Source organism: Campylobacter sp. CCS1377 (genome assembly GCF_040008265.1).
GTDB lineage: Bacteria > Campylobacterota > Campylobacteria > Campylobacterales > Campylobacteraceae > Campylobacter_D.
On the sequence record NZ_CP155620.1, the window covers coordinates 165,462 to 183,564 of the forward strand.

19 protein-coding genes are annotated in these 18,103 nt (G+C 32.6%); 18 read left to right on the forward strand and 1 reads right to left on the reverse strand.

Translation table 11 applies throughout. The features are described from left to right. Nucleotides 1-13: 13 nt before the first annotated feature. The gene (locus AAH949_RS00900; RefSeq protein WP_134238332.1) at nt 14-1,426 is read right to left on the reverse strand and encodes an aspartate ammonia-lyase; all 1,413 of its coding nucleotides are present in this window, start codon (nt 1,424-1,426) and stop codon (nt 14-16) included. A 223-nt stretch (nt 1,427-1,649) separates the two neighbouring features. Here AAH949_RS00900 and ung point away from each other — a divergent pair, with 223 nt between their 5' ends. From ung to nuoL, 18 genes are all read left to right on the forward strand, one after another. Continuing rightward, a complete protein-coding gene (ung, locus tag AAH949_RS00905) occupies nt 1,650-2,351 on the forward strand; it encodes a uracil-DNA glycosylase (RefSeq protein ID WP_348518692.1) in 702 nt (233 codons plus the stop codon). A 375-nt stretch (nt 2,352-2,726) separates the two neighbouring features. Beyond that, a complete protein-coding gene (locus AAH949_RS00910) occupies nt 2,727-4,271 on the forward strand; it encodes an ABC transporter substrate-binding protein (protein ID WP_348518693.1) in 1,545 nt (514 codons plus the stop codon). Beyond that, on the forward strand, nt 4,256-5,209 hold the full coding sequence (locus AAH949_RS00915; RefSeq protein ID WP_348518694.1) for an ABC transporter permease: 954 nt from the start codon (nt 4,256-4,258) through the stop codon (nt 5,207-5,209). The genes AAH949_RS00910 and AAH949_RS00915 overlap by 16 nt, the downstream gene beginning before the upstream one ends. Beyond that, nucleotides 5,202-5,987, forward strand: coding sequence for an ABC transporter permease (locus AAH949_RS00920; RefSeq protein WP_348518695.1), 786 nt, complete (start codon nt 5,202-5,204; stop codon nt 5,985-5,987). The genes AAH949_RS00915 and AAH949_RS00920 overlap by 8 nt, the downstream gene beginning before the upstream one ends. Continuing rightward, nucleotides 5,987-6,751, forward strand: a complete 765-nt coding sequence (locus AAH949_RS00925; RefSeq protein ID WP_134238373.1) for an ATP-binding cassette domain-containing protein — start codon at nt 5,987-5,989, stop codon at nt 6,749-6,751. Before AAH949_RS00920 ends, AAH949_RS00925 begins: the two co-directional genes overlap by 1 nt. Then, nucleotides 6,742-7,422, forward strand: coding sequence for an ATP-binding cassette domain-containing protein (locus AAH949_RS00930; protein ID WP_348518696.1), 681 nt, complete (start codon nt 6,742-6,744; stop codon nt 7,420-7,422). Before AAH949_RS00925 ends, AAH949_RS00930 begins: the two co-directional genes overlap by 10 nt. A gap of 156 nt (nt 7,423-7,578) precedes the next feature. After that, entirely contained in the window at nt 7,579-7,968 is a 390-nt protein-coding gene (locus AAH949_RS00935; protein ID WP_134238338.1) for an NAD(P)H-quinone oxidoreductase subunit 3, read from the forward strand. Continuing rightward, entirely contained in the window at nt 7,950-8,453 is a 504-nt protein-coding gene (locus tag AAH949_RS00940; RefSeq protein ID WP_002777888.1) for an NADH-quinone oxidoreductase subunit B, read from the forward strand. Before AAH949_RS00935 ends, AAH949_RS00940 begins: the two co-directional genes overlap by 19 nt. Then, the gene (locus tag AAH949_RS00945; RefSeq protein WP_348518697.1) at nt 8,454-9,245 is read left to right on the forward strand and encodes an NADH-quinone oxidoreductase subunit C; all 792 of its coding nucleotides are present in this window, start codon (nt 8,454-8,456) and stop codon (nt 9,243-9,245) included. A 1-nt stretch (nt 9,246) separates the two neighbouring features. Then, entirely contained in the window at nt 9,247-10,473 is a 1,227-nt protein-coding gene (gene nuoD / locus AAH949_RS00950) for an NADH dehydrogenase (quinone) subunit D (RefSeq protein ID WP_348518698.1), read from the forward strand. Beyond that, nucleotides 10,470-10,697, forward strand: a complete 228-nt coding sequence (locus AAH949_RS00955) for an NADH-ubiquinone oxidoreductase subunit E family protein (protein ID WP_087724194.1) — start codon at nt 10,470-10,472, stop codon at nt 10,695-10,697. Before nuoD ends, AAH949_RS00955 begins: the two co-directional genes overlap by 4 nt. Next, nucleotides 10,694-11,386 carry a hypothetical protein gene (locus AAH949_RS00960; RefSeq protein ID WP_348518699.1) on the forward strand — a complete coding sequence of 231 codons (693 nt, stop codon included), beginning with the start codon at nt 10,694-10,696 and terminating at the stop codon, nt 11,384-11,386. The genes AAH949_RS00955 and AAH949_RS00960 overlap by 4 nt, the downstream gene beginning before the upstream one ends. Beyond that, nucleotides 11,383-13,845: an NADH-quinone oxidoreductase subunit G gene (locus AAH949_RS00965; protein ID WP_348518700.1), complete on the forward strand. Its 2,463-nt coding sequence runs from the start codon at nt 11,383-11,385 to the stop codon at nt 13,843-13,845. The genes AAH949_RS00960 and AAH949_RS00965 overlap by 4 nt, the downstream gene beginning before the upstream one ends. Continuing rightward, the gene (gene nuoH, locus AAH949_RS00970; protein ID WP_134238343.1) at nt 13,838-14,836 is read left to right on the forward strand and encodes an NADH-quinone oxidoreductase subunit NuoH; all 999 of its coding nucleotides are present in this window, start codon (nt 13,838-13,840) and stop codon (nt 14,834-14,836) included. Before AAH949_RS00965 ends, nuoH begins: the two co-directional genes overlap by 8 nt. 9 nt (nt 14,837-14,845) lie before the next feature. Then, on the forward strand, nt 14,846-15,511 hold the full coding sequence (nuoI, locus tag AAH949_RS00975; RefSeq protein WP_134238344.1) for an NADH-quinone oxidoreductase subunit NuoI: 666 nt from the start codon (nt 14,846-14,848) through the stop codon (nt 15,509-15,511). Then, nucleotides 15,508-16,011 carry an NADH-quinone oxidoreductase subunit J gene (locus tag AAH949_RS00980; protein ID WP_134238345.1) on the forward strand — a complete coding sequence of 168 codons (504 nt, stop codon included), beginning with the start codon at nt 15,508-15,510 and terminating at the stop codon, nt 16,009-16,011. Before nuoI ends, AAH949_RS00980 begins: the two co-directional genes overlap by 4 nt. Continuing rightward, entirely contained in the window at nt 16,008-16,304 is a 297-nt protein-coding gene (nuoK, locus tag AAH949_RS00985) for an NADH-quinone oxidoreductase subunit NuoK (RefSeq protein ID WP_348519172.1), read from the forward strand. The genes AAH949_RS00980 and nuoK overlap by 4 nt, the downstream gene beginning before the upstream one ends. A gap of 1 nt (nt 16,305) precedes the next feature. Then, on the forward strand, nt 16,306-18,102 hold the full coding sequence (gene nuoL / locus AAH949_RS00990) for an NADH-quinone oxidoreductase subunit L (protein ID WP_348518701.1): 1,797 nt from the start codon (nt 16,306-16,308) through the stop codon (nt 18,100-18,102). Nucleotide 18,103: the final 1 nt, after the last annotated feature.

Genomic DNA, 18,103 nt, shown 5'->3' on the forward strand with positions numbered 1-18,103 from the left:
TTTTAACTCCTAATTAAGCTTTTCTTTTCTCTGTCATTTGAGGATTTAGCATATTTTCAGGTGTTAAAATTTTATCAATCTCTTCTTTTGGAAGATAACCTCTTTCTAAACAAATATCACCTACTGCTTTTCCAGTTTGCAAAGCTTCTTTAGCAATGCTTGCAGATTTTTCATAGCCAAGTACTGGATTAAATGCTGTAACGATACCGATAGAATTTAATACCATTTTTTTGCAAGCTTCTGGATTAGCTTTTAAGCCTTTTACTGCTTTTTGTGCTAGAGTTTTCATCGCATTTTCAAGCAATACAATAGAATTGAAAAGCCCATAAGCAATTCCTGGTTCAAAAGCGTTAAGTTCAAATTCGCCTCTTTCAGAGCAAAGCATGATGGTTACATCATTTCCAATTACTTCATAGCAAGCTTCGCCTACTGCTTCGCAAATTACAGGATTTACTTTACCTGGCATAATAGAACTTCCTGGTTGCATAGCAGGTAAAGTGATTTCGCCGAGTCCGCATCTTGGACCTGAATTCATTAATCTTAAGTCGTTGGCAATTTTAGAAAGTCTAACAGCTGCAGTTTTTAAAGCACCGCTTACAAAAACAAAATCTGCAGTATCTTGAGTTGCGGCGATTAAATCTTTTGCTGGTTTAAAATCTACACCTGTGATTTCTTTTAATTTTTGTTCTACTTTTACTTTATAATCTGGGTGGCAGTTAATTCCTGTCCCAATCGCAGTTGCACCTAAATTTAAAACTGTCATTACCTCTCTTGCAGCGGTAAGTTTTTCTATGTCACTTTGAATGTAGCTTGCAAAAGCGTTGAAAGTATTACCTAGCGTTGTTGGTACAGCATCTTCAAGCTCTGTTCTACCCATTTTAATCATATCTTTGTATTCTTTGGCTTTTACTAAAAGCTCACTTTTTAATTCTTCCATAGCTTTTAATAAATCTCCAAGTTTAGCATGAGTTGCTACTTTAATGGAGCTTGGATAAGTGTCGTTTGTTGATTGTCCTAGGTTTGTGTGATCGTTTGGATGAAGGTATTGATATTCACCTTTTTTGTGTCCCATGCTTTCTAATGCAATGTTAGTTAAAACTTCATTAACATTCATATTAGTTGAAGTTCCAGCACCACCTTGGATCATATCTACAACAAATTGATCTATAAATTCGCCATTTATTAATCTATCACAAGCTTTCGCAATAGCATCAGCCTTATCGGCATCAAGAACTCCTAATTCTTTATTGCTTAGGGCAGCAGCTTTTTTTACTTGCGCAAAAGCCTTAACAAAATAAGGGTAATTTTTTAGACTTCTTCCACTCATATGGAAGTTTTCTAGCGCTCTAAAAGTTTGCACGCCATAATACACATCATCAGAAATTTCAAGTTCTCCAATGAAATCATGTTCTTTTCTTGTTCCCATGATAAACCTTTCTAAAAAAGATATTGTAAGAAATAAATCTTACTTGCTGTAATATTAACACTCATAATTTTAATTTTAGTTTAAAAATTTAGTCTTTCTAGATCCAATAAAAAGGACTTTTTGAGTCCTTTTTATAACTCAAACTATGGTAAATTTTAAGTTTAATGTGTTATATTGCCATAATTATTTTATTTAAAATAAATTTTTATTTCATGGAAGATATATGGAAAATCTTAAAATTGAGCTAGAAAAAATCAAAATGAATCCTGAATGGAAAGAATTTTTAAAAGATGAATTTTGCAAAGATTATTTTTTAGAAATAAAAAAACACTACAAACAAGCTTTAGATGAAAGAAAGGTGATATATCCACCTTCTAATTTAACTTTTAATGCTTTTAATCTCACTCCTTTAAATTCCTTAAAAGTTGTTCTTTTAGGGCAAGATCCTTACCATCAACCGCATCAAGCGATGGGGCTTAGTTTTTCTGTGCCTTGTGGAGTGCGAATTCCGCCTAGTCTTTTAAATATTTATAAAGAATTACAAGCAGATTTAGGCATTAAAATTCATCATAATGGAGATTTGAGTGCTTGGGCAAGACAAGGAGTTTTGCTTTTAAATTCTATACTTAGCGTAGAAGCAAATAAACCAGCAAGCCATAGTTCTTGGGGTTGGCAAGAATTTAGTGATGCGGTAATTTCGCGTTTGAGTGAGCAAAAGCAGGGTTTGATTTTTTTACTCTGGGGCAATTATGCAAAAAGCAAAAAAGTTTTGATTGATACATGCAAGCATTTTGTATTAGAGGCAGCACATCCAAGTCCTTTAGCTAGGAGTGGTTTTTTAGGATGTAGGCATTTTTCTAAAACAAATCAGCTTTTGGAAAATCAAGGTAAAGAGAAGATAGAGTGGGATTTGGGTAAGTTTTAAAATTTAAATATTTATATTTACTATTTTTTAAATGAAAAATAAAAATTATTAAACTATATTACACTAATTTATAAAAAGTTAAGTTTTATTGGGCTAGAATGAGTTCGGTTTTTTAAAAAACTTTAATGATGTTTTCATAATGTAAAACAACATCTATGCTTAGATAGCTTATCTAAGAGGGGGCTCAATTTCTTAATTAAATACAGTTAAACAAAAATTTGTCTTCTATTTTTAAGATTTTTTTATGTTTGATTGTATTTTTATAAGAATTTAAACCATTTTCTTTTTTTAAATTTCTTAACCCCCTATGAGGCTTGCACGAAATTTTTTTTTGCCTTATAATTTTTTGTGTTTTGCAAAAATTAAGGAGAAAAAATGTTAAGAAAAATATTTCTAGTTTTATTTTCAATATTTGTGTTAAATTCCCAAGCATTAACTCCAAAAGATACTATAGTGGTTGCAGTAGAAAATGAACCCAAACGCATTAATCCAATTTTCAGCGAAGATCACGATGCGGCCATTGCACTGATATTTTCAGGACTTACACGCTTTGATGAGAAGATGAATATCAAGCCTGATTTGGCAAAATCTTGGAAAATCAGCAAAGATGGCTTGGTCTATGAGTTTGACTTAAGGGAAGATGTTTTGTGGCATGATGGAGAAAAATTTAGCGCAAAAGATGTGAAATTTAGCCTAGAGGCATTTAAAAATAAAAAGCTAAATACTCCTGTATGGGTGAATTTTGAAATGATTGAAGATATAAAAATTATAAATGATTATAAGATAAAAATTACGCTTAAAGAACCTTTTCCAGCATTTTTAGATGTTTTGAGCTTGGGGGTATTGCCAAAACATTTGCTAGAAAATAAAGATTTAAATAAAGATATTTTCAATCAAAAACCCATAGGCACAGGGCCTTTTAAATTTAAAGAATGGAAAAAAGGACAATATCTTAGTCTTGAAGCCAATGAAAATTATCATTTAGGCAAAGTAGGAAGTAAAAAGCTTATTTTAAAATTCATTTCAGATCCTTCTATCGCGGCTTTAGAATTAAAAAATTCAAGTGTTGATGTGGCTGTAGTTGATGCAACTTTGGCAAAAAATTTTGAAAATGATGCAAATTTTAATGTTTTAAAAATGAAAGGGGCTGATTATAGGGCTTTGATGTTTAATTTTGAAAATGAGCTTTTCAAAGATAAAAAAGTGCGTTTGGCCTTAAATTATGCGGTGAATAAAGCAGTTCTGATTGATTCTTTATTGCATGGTTATGGCTTTGTGGCTAATCAACCTTTGCAGCTTTCTTGGGCGAGTCCAAAAGAAAATTTTGGCTATGCTTATGATATGAAAAAAGCACAGAGTTTATTAGAAGAAGCGGGTTGGGCGAAAAATCAAAAAGGAATTTTAGAAAAAGATGGCAAGGAATTTGAATTTGAAATGTATGCTATGAGTGATGATCCTTTGCGTGTGGCTTTGGTGAATTTTTTGCAAAGTGAATTGAGGAAAATTGGCATTAAAGCAAGGGCGATGGCAAAGCCTCGTGGGAGTTTTGATTATTCTAAAGTTGATAGTTTTTTAGTGGGCTGGGGAAGTCCTTATGATCCAGATTTGCATACTTTTAGGGTTTTTAGCTCCATAGGTGATACTAAGAATAACGCTGGAGGTTGGAATTACGGACATTATGAGAATGCAAAAGTGGATAAGACTTTGTTGAACGCAAGAAGTGTTTTGGATATTGACAAACGAAAAAAACATTATGAAGAATTTATCAAAGCTTTAAATGAAGATCCTGCTTATATTTTTCTTGTTTATTTAGAATTTCCTGTTGTAGCGGCTAAAAATATACAAGGTTTAAAAGCAACGACTTTGGGTCACCATGGTGTAGGATTTACTTTTAATGCTTATGAGTGGAGCAAAAATTAGTGCTTATTTTGCTTATAAAGCGTATTCTTTGGGCTTGTTTTTTGTCTTTGTTTGGAAGTTTTTTGTGCTTTGTTTTGATTTTTTATTCCAAAGGAAGTGTGGCTCATGCTATGAGTTTAGCACCTGTAAATACAGAGCTTGTGAGTCAGATTGAAAGCAATTTAAATTTAGACAAGCCACTTTTTATTCAGTATAAATCTTGGCTTACTCACTTTTTGCAAGCAGATTTTGGCATTTCTTTTGTGAGTGGCGAAAAAGTGAGTGTGATTTTAATGCAAACCTTGCCCTTAACGCTTATACTTGGACTTGGAGCATTTTTTGTTTTGTCTGTTTTATCCATTGTTTTGGCTATGCTTTGTGTGTATTATAAAGATAGTTTTTTTGATAAGTTCTTGCATTTTATAAGCATGAGTTTTTTGGCATTACCTTCTTTTGCTTTGTCTTTATTAGCAATATTGCTATTTAGTGTGGAGCTTAAAATTTTGCCTAGTTCTGGGGCTTTAACTTTTGAAGGAAATTTTAGTTTTAAGAATTTGATTTTACCTTTGAGTGTGCTTGTTTTAACGCATTTGGCTATTTATTTGCGTTTTAGCAGAGAAGCTTTTTTAGAAAGTTTAAATCAAAACTATATCCAAAATGCTTTTGCAAGAGGACTTAGTAAAAAAAGAATTTATTGGCATTTGGTTTTAAAGGATGCTATGCCAAGTATTGTGAGTTATTTTGGCTCGTGCATAGTAAGTTTTTTAGGTACGACTTATGTTGTAGAGAGTGTTTTTTCTTATGGAGGCTTGGGTCAACTTGCACTAAAGAGTATTCTTTTTAAGGATTATCCTGTGGTGCTTGCTGTGATTGTCATAAGTATTTGTTTGGCTGTTTTTATCACTTTGTGTTGTGAGTTAATCATAAAAAGCATTTATACAAGGCTTGATAATGCTTAAAAATTATATTTATCTAGGTATTTTTTTATCATGTGTTGTGTTTGCAATTTGCATACCGCTTAGTCCCCATGAAGTCGATGTTGTAGATTTGTCTAATGCTAAAATTTCTCCTAGCTGGGAGTATTTTTTTGGTAGTGATTTGCTTGGTAGAGATGTATTTACAAGGATTGGGTATTCTTTTAGAATTTCTTTATTTGTCGGCCTTGGAGCAAGTTTTTTAGCACTATGTTTTGCGATTTTTTATGTGGGGTTAATGAGAATTGCTTTTAGGGAGTTTTGGCTTAGAATTTTGGATATGTTTTTGGCAATGCCATCTTTGCTTTTTATCATGTTTTTTCAAAGCATTTTAGCGGGTAATATTTTTGTGATGATTTTTGTTATAGCTTTAGGACATTGGGCTTTTATGGCAAAACTTTTGGATTCTAAGCTTTGTTATTTTGAAAAAAGCGATTTTTATTTAGCGGCTTTAGTGCTTGGAAGTTCTAAATTTCGTGCTTTCTTTTTCGAGCTTTTACCTGCTTGTTTTCATATATTTTTTTTGCTTTTTTTGCTTAATATCACTCACGCAATTGCCGCTGAAGCGACTTTGAGTTTTTTTGGCTTAGGGCTTGATTTAAGCGAGGCAAGTTTGGGGACCATGTTAAATGATGCGAGTAAGGGCATTTTTAGCGGGGCTTGGTGGATTGTTGTTTTTCCTATTATTGCTTTGCTTGCACTTGTTTTACCCCTTTTGGCTTTGGCGGATAATTTAAGGAAAAATTTGGGGGTTAAAATTTGATTTGCGTTAGGAATTTAAATTGCCAAGTTGGGGATAAAAAATTATTAGAAAATATTAGCTTAAATTTAGAAGAAAAACAAGCTCTTGCTATTATAGGTAAAAGTGGTTCTGGAAAGAGTTTGTTGGCTAGGAGTTTGTTGGCTTTATTGGATAGAGATTTTTATCTTAGAGCAGATGAGTTTTTTGTTGATGAAATTAAGCCTTTAAAAGCAAATTCTAAGACATTGCAAATTTTAAGAACACGTGTGGCTTTAGTATTTCAAGATGTGATGGCGAGTTTTTATCCTTTTTTAGATGTGGGAGCTTTGTTTCATTTGATTTTAAAAACTCATACAAGATTGAATGCTAAGATGAGAAAAGAAAAAGCCTTTTTTTATCTCCATCGTTTTGGGCTTGAAAATTTGGAGCTTATTTGGCATTCTTATGTGCACCAATTAAGCGTTGGTATGGCCAGAAGAGTGAGTTTAGCTTTGGCTTTAGTGTGTGAGCCTAGGTATTTAATTTGCGATGAAATCACTTGCTCTTTAGACCATGAAAATGAACTTAGAATTTATGAGTTTTTGAAAGAATTAAAAAAAGATCTGGGCATTATTTTAATTACTCATGATTTAAATGGTGCAAGGGAACTTGCTGATGAAATTTTGGTTTTAGAAGAGGGTAAATGTATTGAAAAAGCTTTGAAAGATGAATTTTTTCAAGCTCCAAAAAGCGAATACGCAAAGAATTTATTGGCTGAATTTAAAAAGGAAAAATATTGCTTTTAAAACTTGATAATGTGTCTAAATTTTATACCTTAAAAAGGCATTGGTATTTAAAAAAAGAAAAAAATTGTATTTTTAAAAACATTAGTTTTAATCTTGCAAAAGGGCAAAATTTGCTTTTATCAGGGCAAAGCGGTTGTGGAAAAAGTACTTTGGCTAAGATGATAGCAATGCTTGAAAATATAGACGAAGGAGAAATTAAATTCCAAAACCACTCTTTAAATTCTTTAAAATTTGAAGAGCAAAGAGAGCTTAGAAAAAAATTACAATTTGTTTTTCAAGATCAAAAAACCGCTTTGCACCCTTGTAAAAAAGTTAAAACTTTACTTTTTGATGTGTATCAAAATTTCTCTTTAAAAGTTAATTTGGAGGAAATTTTGGCATTTTTTGATTTGTTTGAGTTAAAAAAAGAAGTATTGGAGTTAAAGCCTTTTTATTTAAGTGGCGGACAAGCAGCTAGAATAGGACTTATAAGGGCTTTGATTATAAAACCTGAATTACTGATTTTGGATGAAACAACAGCTTCTTTGGATTATTTAAGTGAAAAAAAAATATTGAAATTTTTAAATAAACTTGGAGAGCAAACGCTGATGAGCTGCATTTTCATTTCGCATAAAAATACTTTGATTAAAAATTATTGCCATAAGGAATTTAGTTTGGATAAAGTTTTGTAATTTTAATTATTTCAAAAATTCTCATTTTTAAATTGAAAATTTTATAATTAACTTTTATAAGTTTTTATATAGAAAAGATTAAGTAGAATATAAGAAGTTTTTCAAACAATTTTTTTAGAATTGTTTAAGTTTTACTCTAAAATAAAAGGAGTTTTTATGTCTCATATTTATACGCAACATCCTTATTTTGGGATATTTGCGATGATGGTTATTGCGAGTTTGATTTTTTTTGGACTAGTGTTTTTAGCTTCAAAAATTGGCAATAATTTTGCTGCAAAAAACCGAAAAAAACTAGGACTTGGAATTTATGAATGCGGTCCAATTCCTGTAAAACAAGCTAATAAAATAAATTCTCAATTCTTCATTGTGGCTTTAATTTTCATTCTTTTAGATATAGAAGTGGTGTTTTTATTTCCTTGGGCTTTGATTTTTAAAGAGCTGGGTTGGTTTGGGCTTTTAGAAGTTTTTGTTTTCATCCTACTTTTGGGAGTAGGTTTTTTATATGCTTATAAAAAAGGAGCGTTTCAATGGCAGAGCATCAAGTAAATTATGCCAGTGGTTTGCCGGTAGTTTTAACAAGCGTAGATAAGCTTGTTCAATGGGGAAGGAGCAATTCTTTATGGGCTTTATCTTATGGTTTAGCCTGTTGTGCGATTGAAATGATGGCAGCAGGTGGTTCAAGGTATGATTTTGATAGATTTGGGACTATTTTTAGAGCTTCACCACGCCATAGTGAAGTGATGATTATTGCAGGAACTTTGTGTAAAAAGCACGCTGAATTTACAAGAAGATTATACGACCAAATGCCTGATCCTAAATGGGTAATTTCTATGGGAAGTTGTGCAAATACAGGCGGTATGTTTAATACTTATTCGACTGTTCAAGGTGTGGATAGGATTATCCCTGTGGATATTTATGTGCCAGGTTGTGCACCACGCCCTGAAAGTTTTCAATTTGCTTTGATGATTTTGCAGAAAAAAATTCGTAAAGAAAAAGCGAGTCGTAAGATTGCTCCAAAAAGGCTTGTATAAATGAGAAAATATAGTGATAAAAAAAATGCCCAACTTCAAAATTATTACAAAGATAGATTTTACCATGCTCCACATACTAAAAAATTCGATGTAAATGAAAGTATTTTCAAGCAAGATTATGAAGTTTTAAAAACCCAAATTGAAATTATAAATTCTTTCATAGAACTTGATTTTTGGGTGATTGAAATCAAAAAAGAAGATAATATTAAAACTTTGGAAATGCTTAAAACTTTAGGATATTTAAGTTTTACAGAAGCGAGTGCGATTGATTTTGTAGCACAAAAAAATGGCTTTGAAGTGTTTTATCAGCTTTTAAATTTAGAAAAAAAGCTAAGGGTGCGTATTAGAACCTTTGTGGGCGTAAAAGAAAGATTGCAAAGCGTTGCGCATATCTTTAAAGGGGCTAATTGGAGTGAGAGAGAAATTTATGATATGTTTGGAATTTTCATCATAAATCATCCAAATTTAAAACGCATTCTAATGCCTGATGATTGGTATGGACATCCACTCTTAAAAACCTATCCTTTGCAGGGTGATGAGTTTGCTAAGTGGTATGAGATTGATAAAATTTTTGGCAAAGAATATAGAGAAATTGTAGGCGAAGAGCAAAGAGATCCTGGTTTTGTAAACGATAAAGATACGCTAAATTTTGCAAGGCTTTATCACGAAACGCCAAAAGGCGGCGCTAGTAAGGAAATTTCTTTTAAACAAGAATATCAAGAAGATGATGGCGTGGCTTTTGTAAAAAAAGTCAAACGCGATCAAGCAAAAATTTTAGAAAAAAGGCGTTAAGATGCAAATTCCTAGCAAGTTAAAACCTTATTATGAAAATATAGTTTTCGAGCAAGAAGACTCAAAGATGATTATAAATCTAGGACCGCAACACCCATCAGCACACGGGAATTTACGCCTTGTTTTAGAGCTTGATGGAGAGCAGGTTGTAAAGGCAAGGCCAACCATTGGTTATATGCATCGTGGTATGGAAAAAATGGCCGAAAATATGATTTATCAAGAATTTATCCCTACCACTGATAGGATGGACTATATCGCAGCTTCTGCAAATAATTATGCTTATTGTGCGGCTGTTGAAAAGCTTTGTGGCTTAGAAATTCCGCGTCGTGCACAAGTTATACGAATGATACTTTTAGAGCTAAACCGCATTGCATCGCATTTGCTTTGGCTTGCGACTCACGCGCTTGATATTGGGGCGATGAGTGTGTTTTTGTATTGTTTTAGAGAGCGCGAATATGTTTTGGATTTAATAGAAAAATATTGCGGTGCAAGACTCACGCATTCTTCGATGAGAATTGGCGGAGTAATGCTTGATTTGCCAGAAGGCTTTTTAAATGAGCTTTTGGCATTTTGCGATAAATTTCCTAAAGATGTGGCTGATTATGAAGCCTTACTCGATGATAATAGAATTTGGCGTTTAAGAACCGAAAATGTAGGTGTCGTAAGCAAAGAACAAGCTTTAAATTGGGGTTGTACTGGCGTGATGTTAAGGGGCAGTGGTGTAAAATATGATATACGCAAAGAAGAGTCTTATTTACTCTATAACGAAATAGATTTTGGTGTACCTTATGCAATGCAAGGAGATTCTTATGCAAGATATAAAGTGTATATGCAAGAATTCCGCGAAAGTCTTAAAATACTTAGACAATGTGCCGTGCTTTACAAAGATACCCCGCCTGAAATTTTAGCAAATCATCCCGAATATGTAAGTAGTTCAAAAGAACAAATTTTAACGCAAAATTATTCTTTAATGCAGCATTTTGTTTTAATCACTCAAGGCTTAAAACCGCCTAAAGGTGAAGTTTATGTGCCAACTGAAAGTCCTAAAGGAGAGCTTGGCTTTTTTATCCATAGTGATGGCACGGGAAGACCTTATCGTTTAAAAGCTAGGACTCCAAGTTACTGGCATTGTGCTTTTTTTGAAGAAATGCTTGTGGGTACTTATTTGGCTGATGTTGTAGCCATTATGGGAAATGTAAATATTGTTTTAGGCGAGATTGATCGATGAGAAGAGTGGATTTAAGAAAGAGTAAAGAGCTTTTTGAAGATTTAGCACAAATCATTAAAGAAGCTAAAGTGGGAGAAGTTTTAGTGGTGCTTTTTGAAATCGGTGATTTTTCTCCAGTGGAAAAAAGTTTTTCTTTTGTTAAAGAGCAAGGTTGTGAGCTTTTAAATTCTTTGAAATTCAATCAAGTGGATTGGACTATAGTGATTAAAAAGGAAAGTGTATGAGTTATGAAAAGGCGCTTTGTTTTTTAGATATGCCAAGTCTTAAAAATAAGAATTTATGCGAAAAAATTCAAGGCGAAAATATCAATATTTCCTGTCTTGAAGATAAAAATTTAAATGCGAAATTTTATAAGTGTGAAATTGCAAGTTTGAGTTTTGTTTTGGCTTTGCTTTGCAAGATGAGTGATGCAAAGAGTTTTAAAGATTTAGATGAAGGATATTTGAGCGCAGAATCTTGTTTTGGCGAAGAGGAAGCAAGCGAGGTTTTAAATTTTTTAAATAATGCGCAATATTTAATTGTTGATGAAAATATCCATTTTTATAAAGATAGTGAAAATATCAAATATTTTTTAAATTTTTTAAGTGATAAATTTAAACTTAAAATAATAGACACTAAAGAAATAGAATGTGATTTTAAAAATGCTAAATTAAATCCTTTAAAAGAGCTTGATAATTACGATGGTTTGGTGCTTTTTAGGGCTAATTTGCAAGATAAAAATTTGCATTGCTCTAAGCAATTTTTGCAAATTGCCAAATGCAAAGATAAAAGCGAAGTTGAGGTTTTAGCTAAAGATTTTAGTCTTAAAACCACGCTTTGTTTAGATGAAAATTTGCAAGGCACTATAGCTTTTTTAAATTATGAAAATAAGGGTTTTGATTTTACTCAAATTCGCATAAAGGAAGCAAAATGACAATTAAAATCAATGGTAAGACTTGCACCTTTGAAGAGGGCGAATATATCTTAAATATAGCTAGAAGAAATGATATTTTTATCCCTGCAATTTGCTATTTATCAGGTTGTAGTCCGACTTTGGCATGTCGTATGTGTATGGTGGAAGCTGATGGAAAAAAGGTTTATTCTTGCAATACTAAAGCAAAAGAAGGTATGGTTGTAGAAAGTGATTTGCAAAATCTTTGGGATGAAAGAAATGAAATCATGCAAGCTTATTGCATTAATCATCCTTTAGAGTGTGGAGTTTGCGATAAATCAGGAGAATGTGAGTTGCAAAATTTCACTCATAAAAGCCGTGTGAATATCCAAAAACATTGGATTAAAGATACACATAAACCGCACAAACATTGGGGAGTGATTAATTACGATCCCGCGCTTTGTATAGTATGCGAAAGGTGTATCACGGTTTGTAAAGATAAAATCGGCGAAAGTGCTTTAAAAACCGTGCCAAGAGGTGGCGATAGCGTGGATAGTGGTTTTAAGGACACTATGGGCAAAGATGCTTATGCGATTTGGACGAAATTTCAAAAAAGTTTGATTGGGCCTAGTAATGGTGAGATGCTTGATTGTTCCTTTTGCGGGGAATGTACCAGTGTATGTCCAACCGGAGCTTTGATAGGATCAAGGTTTCAATACACTTCAAATATTTGGGAACTCAAACGCATTCCAGCTTCAAATCCGCATTCTAGTGATTGTGAGCTTATGTATTATGATATCAAACAAAGTGGCATTAGCAATCAAACACCTAAAATTTATCGCGTAAGTAATGATTTTGCCTTTGCTACTTTAAATAGAGCTGCAAGATTTGCCTTTGATACGCAAAATGAAGCAAGTAAAGATAAAAAAGCTTTTAACAAGCTTGTCGCCCTTTTTGAAAACAATGAGATTAAAAATATTAAATTTAATAGCTTTATCACCAACGAAGAAGCTTTAATTTTACAAAATTTAAAGAAAAAATTTGATCTTAATTTAATCAACGAAGAAGCTTTAAAATTTAAAGAATTTTTAGATGAATTTATAAGCAATTGTGGCGAATTTTACAATGCGACAACAAAAGATATAACAAATAGTGATTTTTTAGTTGTTGCAGGAACACTTTTAAGATACGATGCGCCAACGCTTAGCTATAAAATCAATAATGCTTTAGTGATGAATAAAGGTGCGGGACTTTATTTTCATCCTTTAGAGGATGCTGGACTTGCAAAATATTCTAAAAATTTTATTTCACATACACATAAAAGCGGAGACGAAGAGCAAATTTTATACTTTTTACTTCAAAAATTCAGTACAGATGAAAGTATAAAAGAGAGTTTGGCTGAATTTTTTGTAAGTGAAAATAAAGAAATAGAAGAAAGTATCAATGAAGAAGTTATAGAACAAGTGATAGAAAAAGATGAAGAAGGCAATGAAATTCAAAAAGAAGTAAAAAAACTTGTGCCTAAAAAAGTGAAAAAAACCATAGAAGTGAAACGATCAGTTTTTGCTAGGAATTTAGGAGTTGATGAAGATAAATTAGAAGATTTATTGCTTAAAAAAGCTAATTTTACTTTTGTTGTGGGAAGTGATTTTTACTTCCACAAAAACGCTTTAAAGCTAGCCAAATTGCTCGCATTAGTTCAAAGCACAACGCCTTTTAAAGTTTTTTTAAATCCTACGCATACTAATACTTTGGGCGTTGCAATGATTTGTGATTTGGATGAAGGTATAAAAGATGGTAAAATTTTAGGTTATAACGAAAAAGGCGATTTTAGTTTTTCTTATGAAGAGTGCGCAAATTTGGCTAGTTCGAGTTTAAACCAACAAGAAGGCACTTTTTTAAATTACGATAAAAGAGTGGTGCCAACTAATGCGGCTTTAGAATTTGGCGGGTATTTTTTAAATGATTTGGCTAATGCTTTAGGATATGATGAAGAATACACCATAAATTACACCAAAAAACTTCCTACAAACAAAGGTTTTTGTGCTTTAGACTTTGATAGTTTGGAGAATTTTTATACCAATGGAGGCGAATGCAAAAGGGGTTATGAGCTTAATTTAGAATGCTTCAAGCAAGTCGCTAAAAAAGAATTTATTGCTCCAAATTTACAAAATTTGATTCTAAAAGATAATGAAATTTTGCTTTATAGTGCCAATCCTAGCTATCAATTCGGTAGATTTTCAAATCGTGCTAGTACTATTAGTGAAGCGATTTTTTTAGGAGTGAGTGAGAATTTGGCAAAAGAAAAGAATTTACAAGATAAAGATTTGGTTAAGATTTCTATTAAAGACAAAACTTTGACTTTGAGCGTGCGTGTGGATAAAGATATAAAAAATGGAGCTTATTTGCCATATTTTGATGAAAAAATCGACACGCTAAACTTTTTTGATGAAAGATTTATTGTGGCAAATTTAGAAAAATTAGGAGCAAACAATGAGTGATTTTGCTTTTTTTGCTTTAGAAGTTTTGGTTAAATGTATTATAGTGATTGCACTTTTTGCAACTTTAGCGGGTTTTGCAACCTATGCAGAAAGAAAGGTTTTGGCGTATTTTCAAAGACGCATTGGACCTGATATGGTAGGACCTTTTGGGCTTATTCAACTTGTAGCGGATATGATAAAGCTTTTCACTAAAGAAGATATTATCCCTTCAAATTCACAAAAAATTATTTTTGCTATTGCTCCTTTAATCGCTGCAATTTGTGCTTTTGTGTCTTTAGCAGCTATTCCAATGCTTCCTGAATTTACTTTATTTGGACTTGTGATAAGACCGATTATTGCAGATATTAATGTGGCTTTGCTTTTTGTGATAGGCACTTCAGGGCTTTGTTTTTATGCGGTATTTTTAGGCGGTCTTGCGAGTAATAATAAATGGTCCATTATAGGAGCTGCAAGAGGACTTGTGGCCATTATTTCTTATGAAAGCGTAGGGGCTTTAGCTTTGATTGCTATTGTAATGCTTGTGGGATCTTTTTCTTTAGTGGATATTAATAATTATCAAAATAATGGATTTTTTTCTTGGCTCATTTTTAAACAACCTTTGGCTTTTGTGCTTTTTATTATTGCACTTTTTATTGAAACAAACAGAACCCCGCTTTGTTTAACAGAAAATGAGGCTGATATTGTCGCGGGTTATGGGACAGAATATTCAGGTCTTAGATGGGGTATGTTTTTCATAGGCGAATACACCTCTATGATAGCTGGAGCGATTTTAGTTACCCTTTTGTTTTTGGGCGGATTTAATGATTTTTATTTTATACCGGGTTGGATTATGATGATAGTAAAATCTAGCTTTATTTTCTTTTTGTATTTTTGGGCTAGGGCGGCTTTTCCGCAACTTAGACCTGATCAAGTGATGAAAATGTGTTATTTGATTTTAATTCCTTTAGCGGTTTTAAATCTCTTAATCACTGCTCTAGCGGTGCTTTTATAGGAGTTTTTGATGAAAAATTATTATTTGATTGATGAAAAAAGAAAAACGCCAACAAGTACTTGGCAGAAAATTTCACAAGCCTTCAAAAGAAGTGTAAAATTAGAGCTTTTTGTGGGGCTTGGCGTGGTAATGCGTGAAATGTTGAAAAGAAATAATAGCGCAACCATAAAATACCCATTTGAAAAAGTCAAGCTTGATAATCGCTACCGAGCTGTGCATCGTTTGATGCGTTTTATAGAAAGCGAAAATGAAAGATGTATAGGTTGTGGGCTTTGTGAGAAAATTTGTATCAGTAATTGTATAAGAATGGAAACTTCTTTAGATGAAAATGGCCGTAAAAAAGTGGGAAATTATAGTATAAATTTAGGGCGTTGTATTTATTGTGGTTTTTGTGCTGAGGTTTGTCCTGAGCTTGCTATAGTTCATGGTACAGAGTATGAAAATGCAGCCGAGCAAAGATCTTATTTTGGCTATAAGCAAGATTTTTTAACCCCTATTGATAAGCTTAAAAATCAAGTTGAATTTGAAGGTGCGGGCAGTCTTAGAAAAGATGCTGATTTATTTGTTAAAAAGACTCCAAATTATTATGAAATTTTGCAAGAAAGAGAGAAAAATTTATGCACGGATGAAGAATGTACATTGCCAAATTCAAATTCGCAAGGGGAAAACAAATGATAGAACAATTAGCTTTTTACTTTTTTGCGTTTTTGGTTATAGTGTTTTTTAGTATCAGTATTATCAGTAAAAATGTGCTTTATGCCTTAAGTTCTTTGGCTGCTGCTATGGTGCTTTTATCGAGTTTTTATTTTTTGCTTGATGCGGAATTTTTGGGTGTAATACAAATCATCGTTTATGGAGGAGCGGTTTTGGGGCTTTATAGCTTTGCAATGATGTTTTTTGATTTTTCTAAAAATATCAAAGAAAAATTAAAAGCCAAGAAAACTTTTGTAATTTTATCCTTAGCACTAGCTTTGGTGTTTGCATTTATTGCTGGAGGGATGGGTGTATCAGAGCAAATGAATTTAAGTTCATTGCAGCAAGATATCAGCAAAAATTTGGCGGCTTTGATTTTTTCTAAATACCTTTTGGCATTTGAATTTATCGCTGTTTTGTTATTGATTGCCTTGGTATGTGCTATTGTGCTTACTCATAAAGAACTTGGGAAGGAAGAATAATGGAAAAGTATTTTGTTCTTGCATTTATTTTATTTATCATGGGACTTATAGGAATTTTGAAAAGACAAAATTTAATTATGCTTTTTATTTCTAGTGAAATTTTACTCAATGCTGCAAATTTAGCTTTGATTGTTACATCAAAAATGCATGAAAATTTAGATGGACAAGTGTTTGCCCTTTTTATTATGGGTATAGCAGCTTGTGAGATCGCAGTGGGTGTAGCCTTATGTGTGCTTTGGTATAGAAAAACAGGTTCTTTAGAATTTAAGAGTTTAAAAGAGAGGGGAAATTAAAATGCAAAATTTAGCTTTACTTTCTCTTTTTATGCCTTTGCTCGCTTCTTTATTTGCGAGTCTTTTTGCTTTTAGGACGAAAAATATTTTAGTGGGCTATGTTTGTTCTATTTTAGTTGGTGTGAGTATGGTTGCGTCTTTGATTTTGTTGCATAAAAATCAAGAACTCAGCTTAGAGCTTAGCCAATGGATAGGACTTGTGGGTATTTCATTTAGCTTTAAAATTGATGTTATTTCGCTTACCATGATGAGTGTTGTTGGCATTGTGGCAACTTGTGTGCATTTTTATAGTATTTTTTATATGGCGCACGATAAGGGTTTTAATAAATTCTTTGCCTATTTAGGACTTTTTGTATTTTCTATGCTTTTTTTAGTCATGAGTGATAATTTCTTAGGACTTTTTGTGGGCTGGGAAGGCGTAGGGCTTTGTTCTTGGTTGCTTATTGGTTTTTGGTATAAAAATGATAATTATTCTTTTGCAGCAAATGAAGCTTTTATAATGAATAGAATCGCAGACTTAGGTATGCTTTTAGGAATTTTTTGGCTTTATATACAAGCAGGGACTTTAAAATACGATGAGGTTTTTGCTATGGTTCAAAGCTTAGATCATAACGCTTTGATTTTAATCGCAACTTGTTTATTTATCGGTGCTATGGGAAAATCAGCACAGTTTCCTTTTCATACTTGGCTTGCTGATGCTATGGCGGGTCCAACGCCAGTTTCGGCATTAATCCATGCTGCAACTATGGTGACTGCAGGGGTTTATTTGGTTATTCGTGCTGGAGAAATTTATGCTTTGGTGAGCGAGGTTTCTTATTTTATCGCTTTACTTGGAGCTTTTGTGGCTATTTTTGCGGCTTCTATGGCTTTGGTGGCTAGGGATTTAAAACGTATTATTGCCTATTCTACTTTATCACAACTTGGCTATATGTTTGTAGCTGCAGGGCTTGGTGCTTATGGTATAGCTTTGTTTCACTTAGCCACTCACGCCTTTTTTAAATCTTTGCTTTTCTTGGGTGCTGGAAATGTAATGCATGCTATGAATGATAATTTAGATATCAAAAAAATGGGTGGGCTTTTCAAGCCTTTAAAAATTACAGCTATTTTTATGACTATAGGTTCTTTGGCTTTAGCTGGAATTTATCCTTTTGCTGGATTTTTCTCAAAAGATTTAATTTTAGGATATTCTTTCATTTCTTTTCATCATGGTATTTTTTTGGTGCTTTTAATCGCAGCTTTCTTAACTGCTTTTTATAGTTTTAGACTTTTAATGTTGGTGTTTTTTACTCCTGCAAGACATGATTTACATCCGCATGAAGCAAGTAAAATAGCGCTTTTGGCTATGAGTCCTTTGGTGATTTTAGCTGTGATTGCGGGATTTTTTGAGCATAGTTTTTTCAATTATCTTAGTGTTAAATTAGAAGTGATTGATGCGCAAAACACAATCGTTATAATTTGCGCAAGCACAGCAGCGATTTTGGGTGTGATTTTGGCTATTATTGCTTATCATTTTAATTGGTTTAAGCCAAGTATAGAGGAAAATTTCATTTACAAACTTTTGGAAAACGATTATTATATTCCTAAGTTTTATGAGAAATTTTTCATTAAATTTTACGAGCTTTTGTGTTTGATTTTAAAAAAATGCGATATTTACATACTGGATACCTTGGTTAATAAAATAGCAGGTGGCATTTTAGCTTCTTCAAAATTTATAAGCTTAAATGCTAGTCTTTCTTTGATGCTTAGAGCTTTGATTTTTGGTTTTGTGATTTTATCAATTTTGTTGTGGGTGATGTAAG

Excerpts from the sequence above, each read along its gene's own strand:
- AAH949_RS00920 (WP_348518695.1), top strand. The coding sequence starts at position 5,202 with ATGCTTAAAAATTATATTTATCTAGGTATTTTTTTATCATGTGTTGTG.
- AAH949_RS00940 (WP_002777888.1), top strand. The coding sequence starts at position 7,950 with ATGGCAGAGCATCAAGTAAATTATGCCAGTGGTTTGCCGGTAGTTTTA.
- nuoI (WP_134238344.1), top strand. The coding sequence starts at position 14,846 with ATGAAAAATTATTATTTGATTGATGAAAAAAGAAAAACGCCAACAAGT.
- AAH949_RS00945 (WP_348518697.1), top strand. The coding sequence starts at position 8,454 with ATGAGAAAATATAGTGATAAAAAAAATGCCCAACTTCAAAATTATTAC.
- AAH949_RS00980 (WP_134238345.1), top strand. The coding sequence starts at position 15,508 with ATGATAGAACAATTAGCTTTTTACTTTTTTGCGTTTTTGGTTATAGTG.
- nuoL (WP_348518701.1), top strand. The coding sequence starts at position 16,306 with ATGCAAAATTTAGCTTTACTTTCTCTTTTTATGCCTTTGCTCGCTTCT.
- ung (WP_348518692.1), top strand. The coding sequence starts at position 1,650 with ATGGAAAATCTTAAAATTGAGCTAGAAAAAATCAAAATGAATCCTGAA.
- AAH949_RS00900 (WP_134238332.1), bottom strand. The coding sequence starts at position 1,426 with ATGGGAACAAGAAAAGAACATGATTTCATTGGAGAACTTGAAATTTCT.
- AAH949_RS00965 (WP_348518700.1), top strand. The coding sequence starts at position 11,383 with ATGACAATTAAAATCAATGGTAAGACTTGCACCTTTGAAGAGGGCGAA.
- nuoH (WP_134238343.1), top strand. The coding sequence starts at position 13,838 with ATGAGTGATTTTGCTTTTTTTGCTTTAGAAGTTTTGGTTAAATGTATT.
- AAH949_RS00960 (WP_348518699.1), top strand. The coding sequence starts at position 10,694 with ATGAGTTATGAAAAGGCGCTTTGTTTTTTAGATATGCCAAGTCTTAAA.
- nuoD (WP_348518698.1), top strand. The coding sequence starts at position 9,247 with ATGCAAATTCCTAGCAAGTTAAAACCTTATTATGAAAATATAGTTTTC.
- AAH949_RS00910 (WP_348518693.1), top strand. The coding sequence starts at position 2,727 with ATGTTAAGAAAAATATTTCTAGTTTTATTTTCAATATTTGTGTTAAAT.
- AAH949_RS00955 (WP_087724194.1), top strand. The coding sequence starts at position 10,470 with ATGAGAAGAGTGGATTTAAGAAAGAGTAAAGAGCTTTTTGAAGATTTA.
- AAH949_RS00935 (WP_134238338.1), top strand. The coding sequence starts at position 7,579 with ATGTCTCATATTTATACGCAACATCCTTATTTTGGGATATTTGCGATG.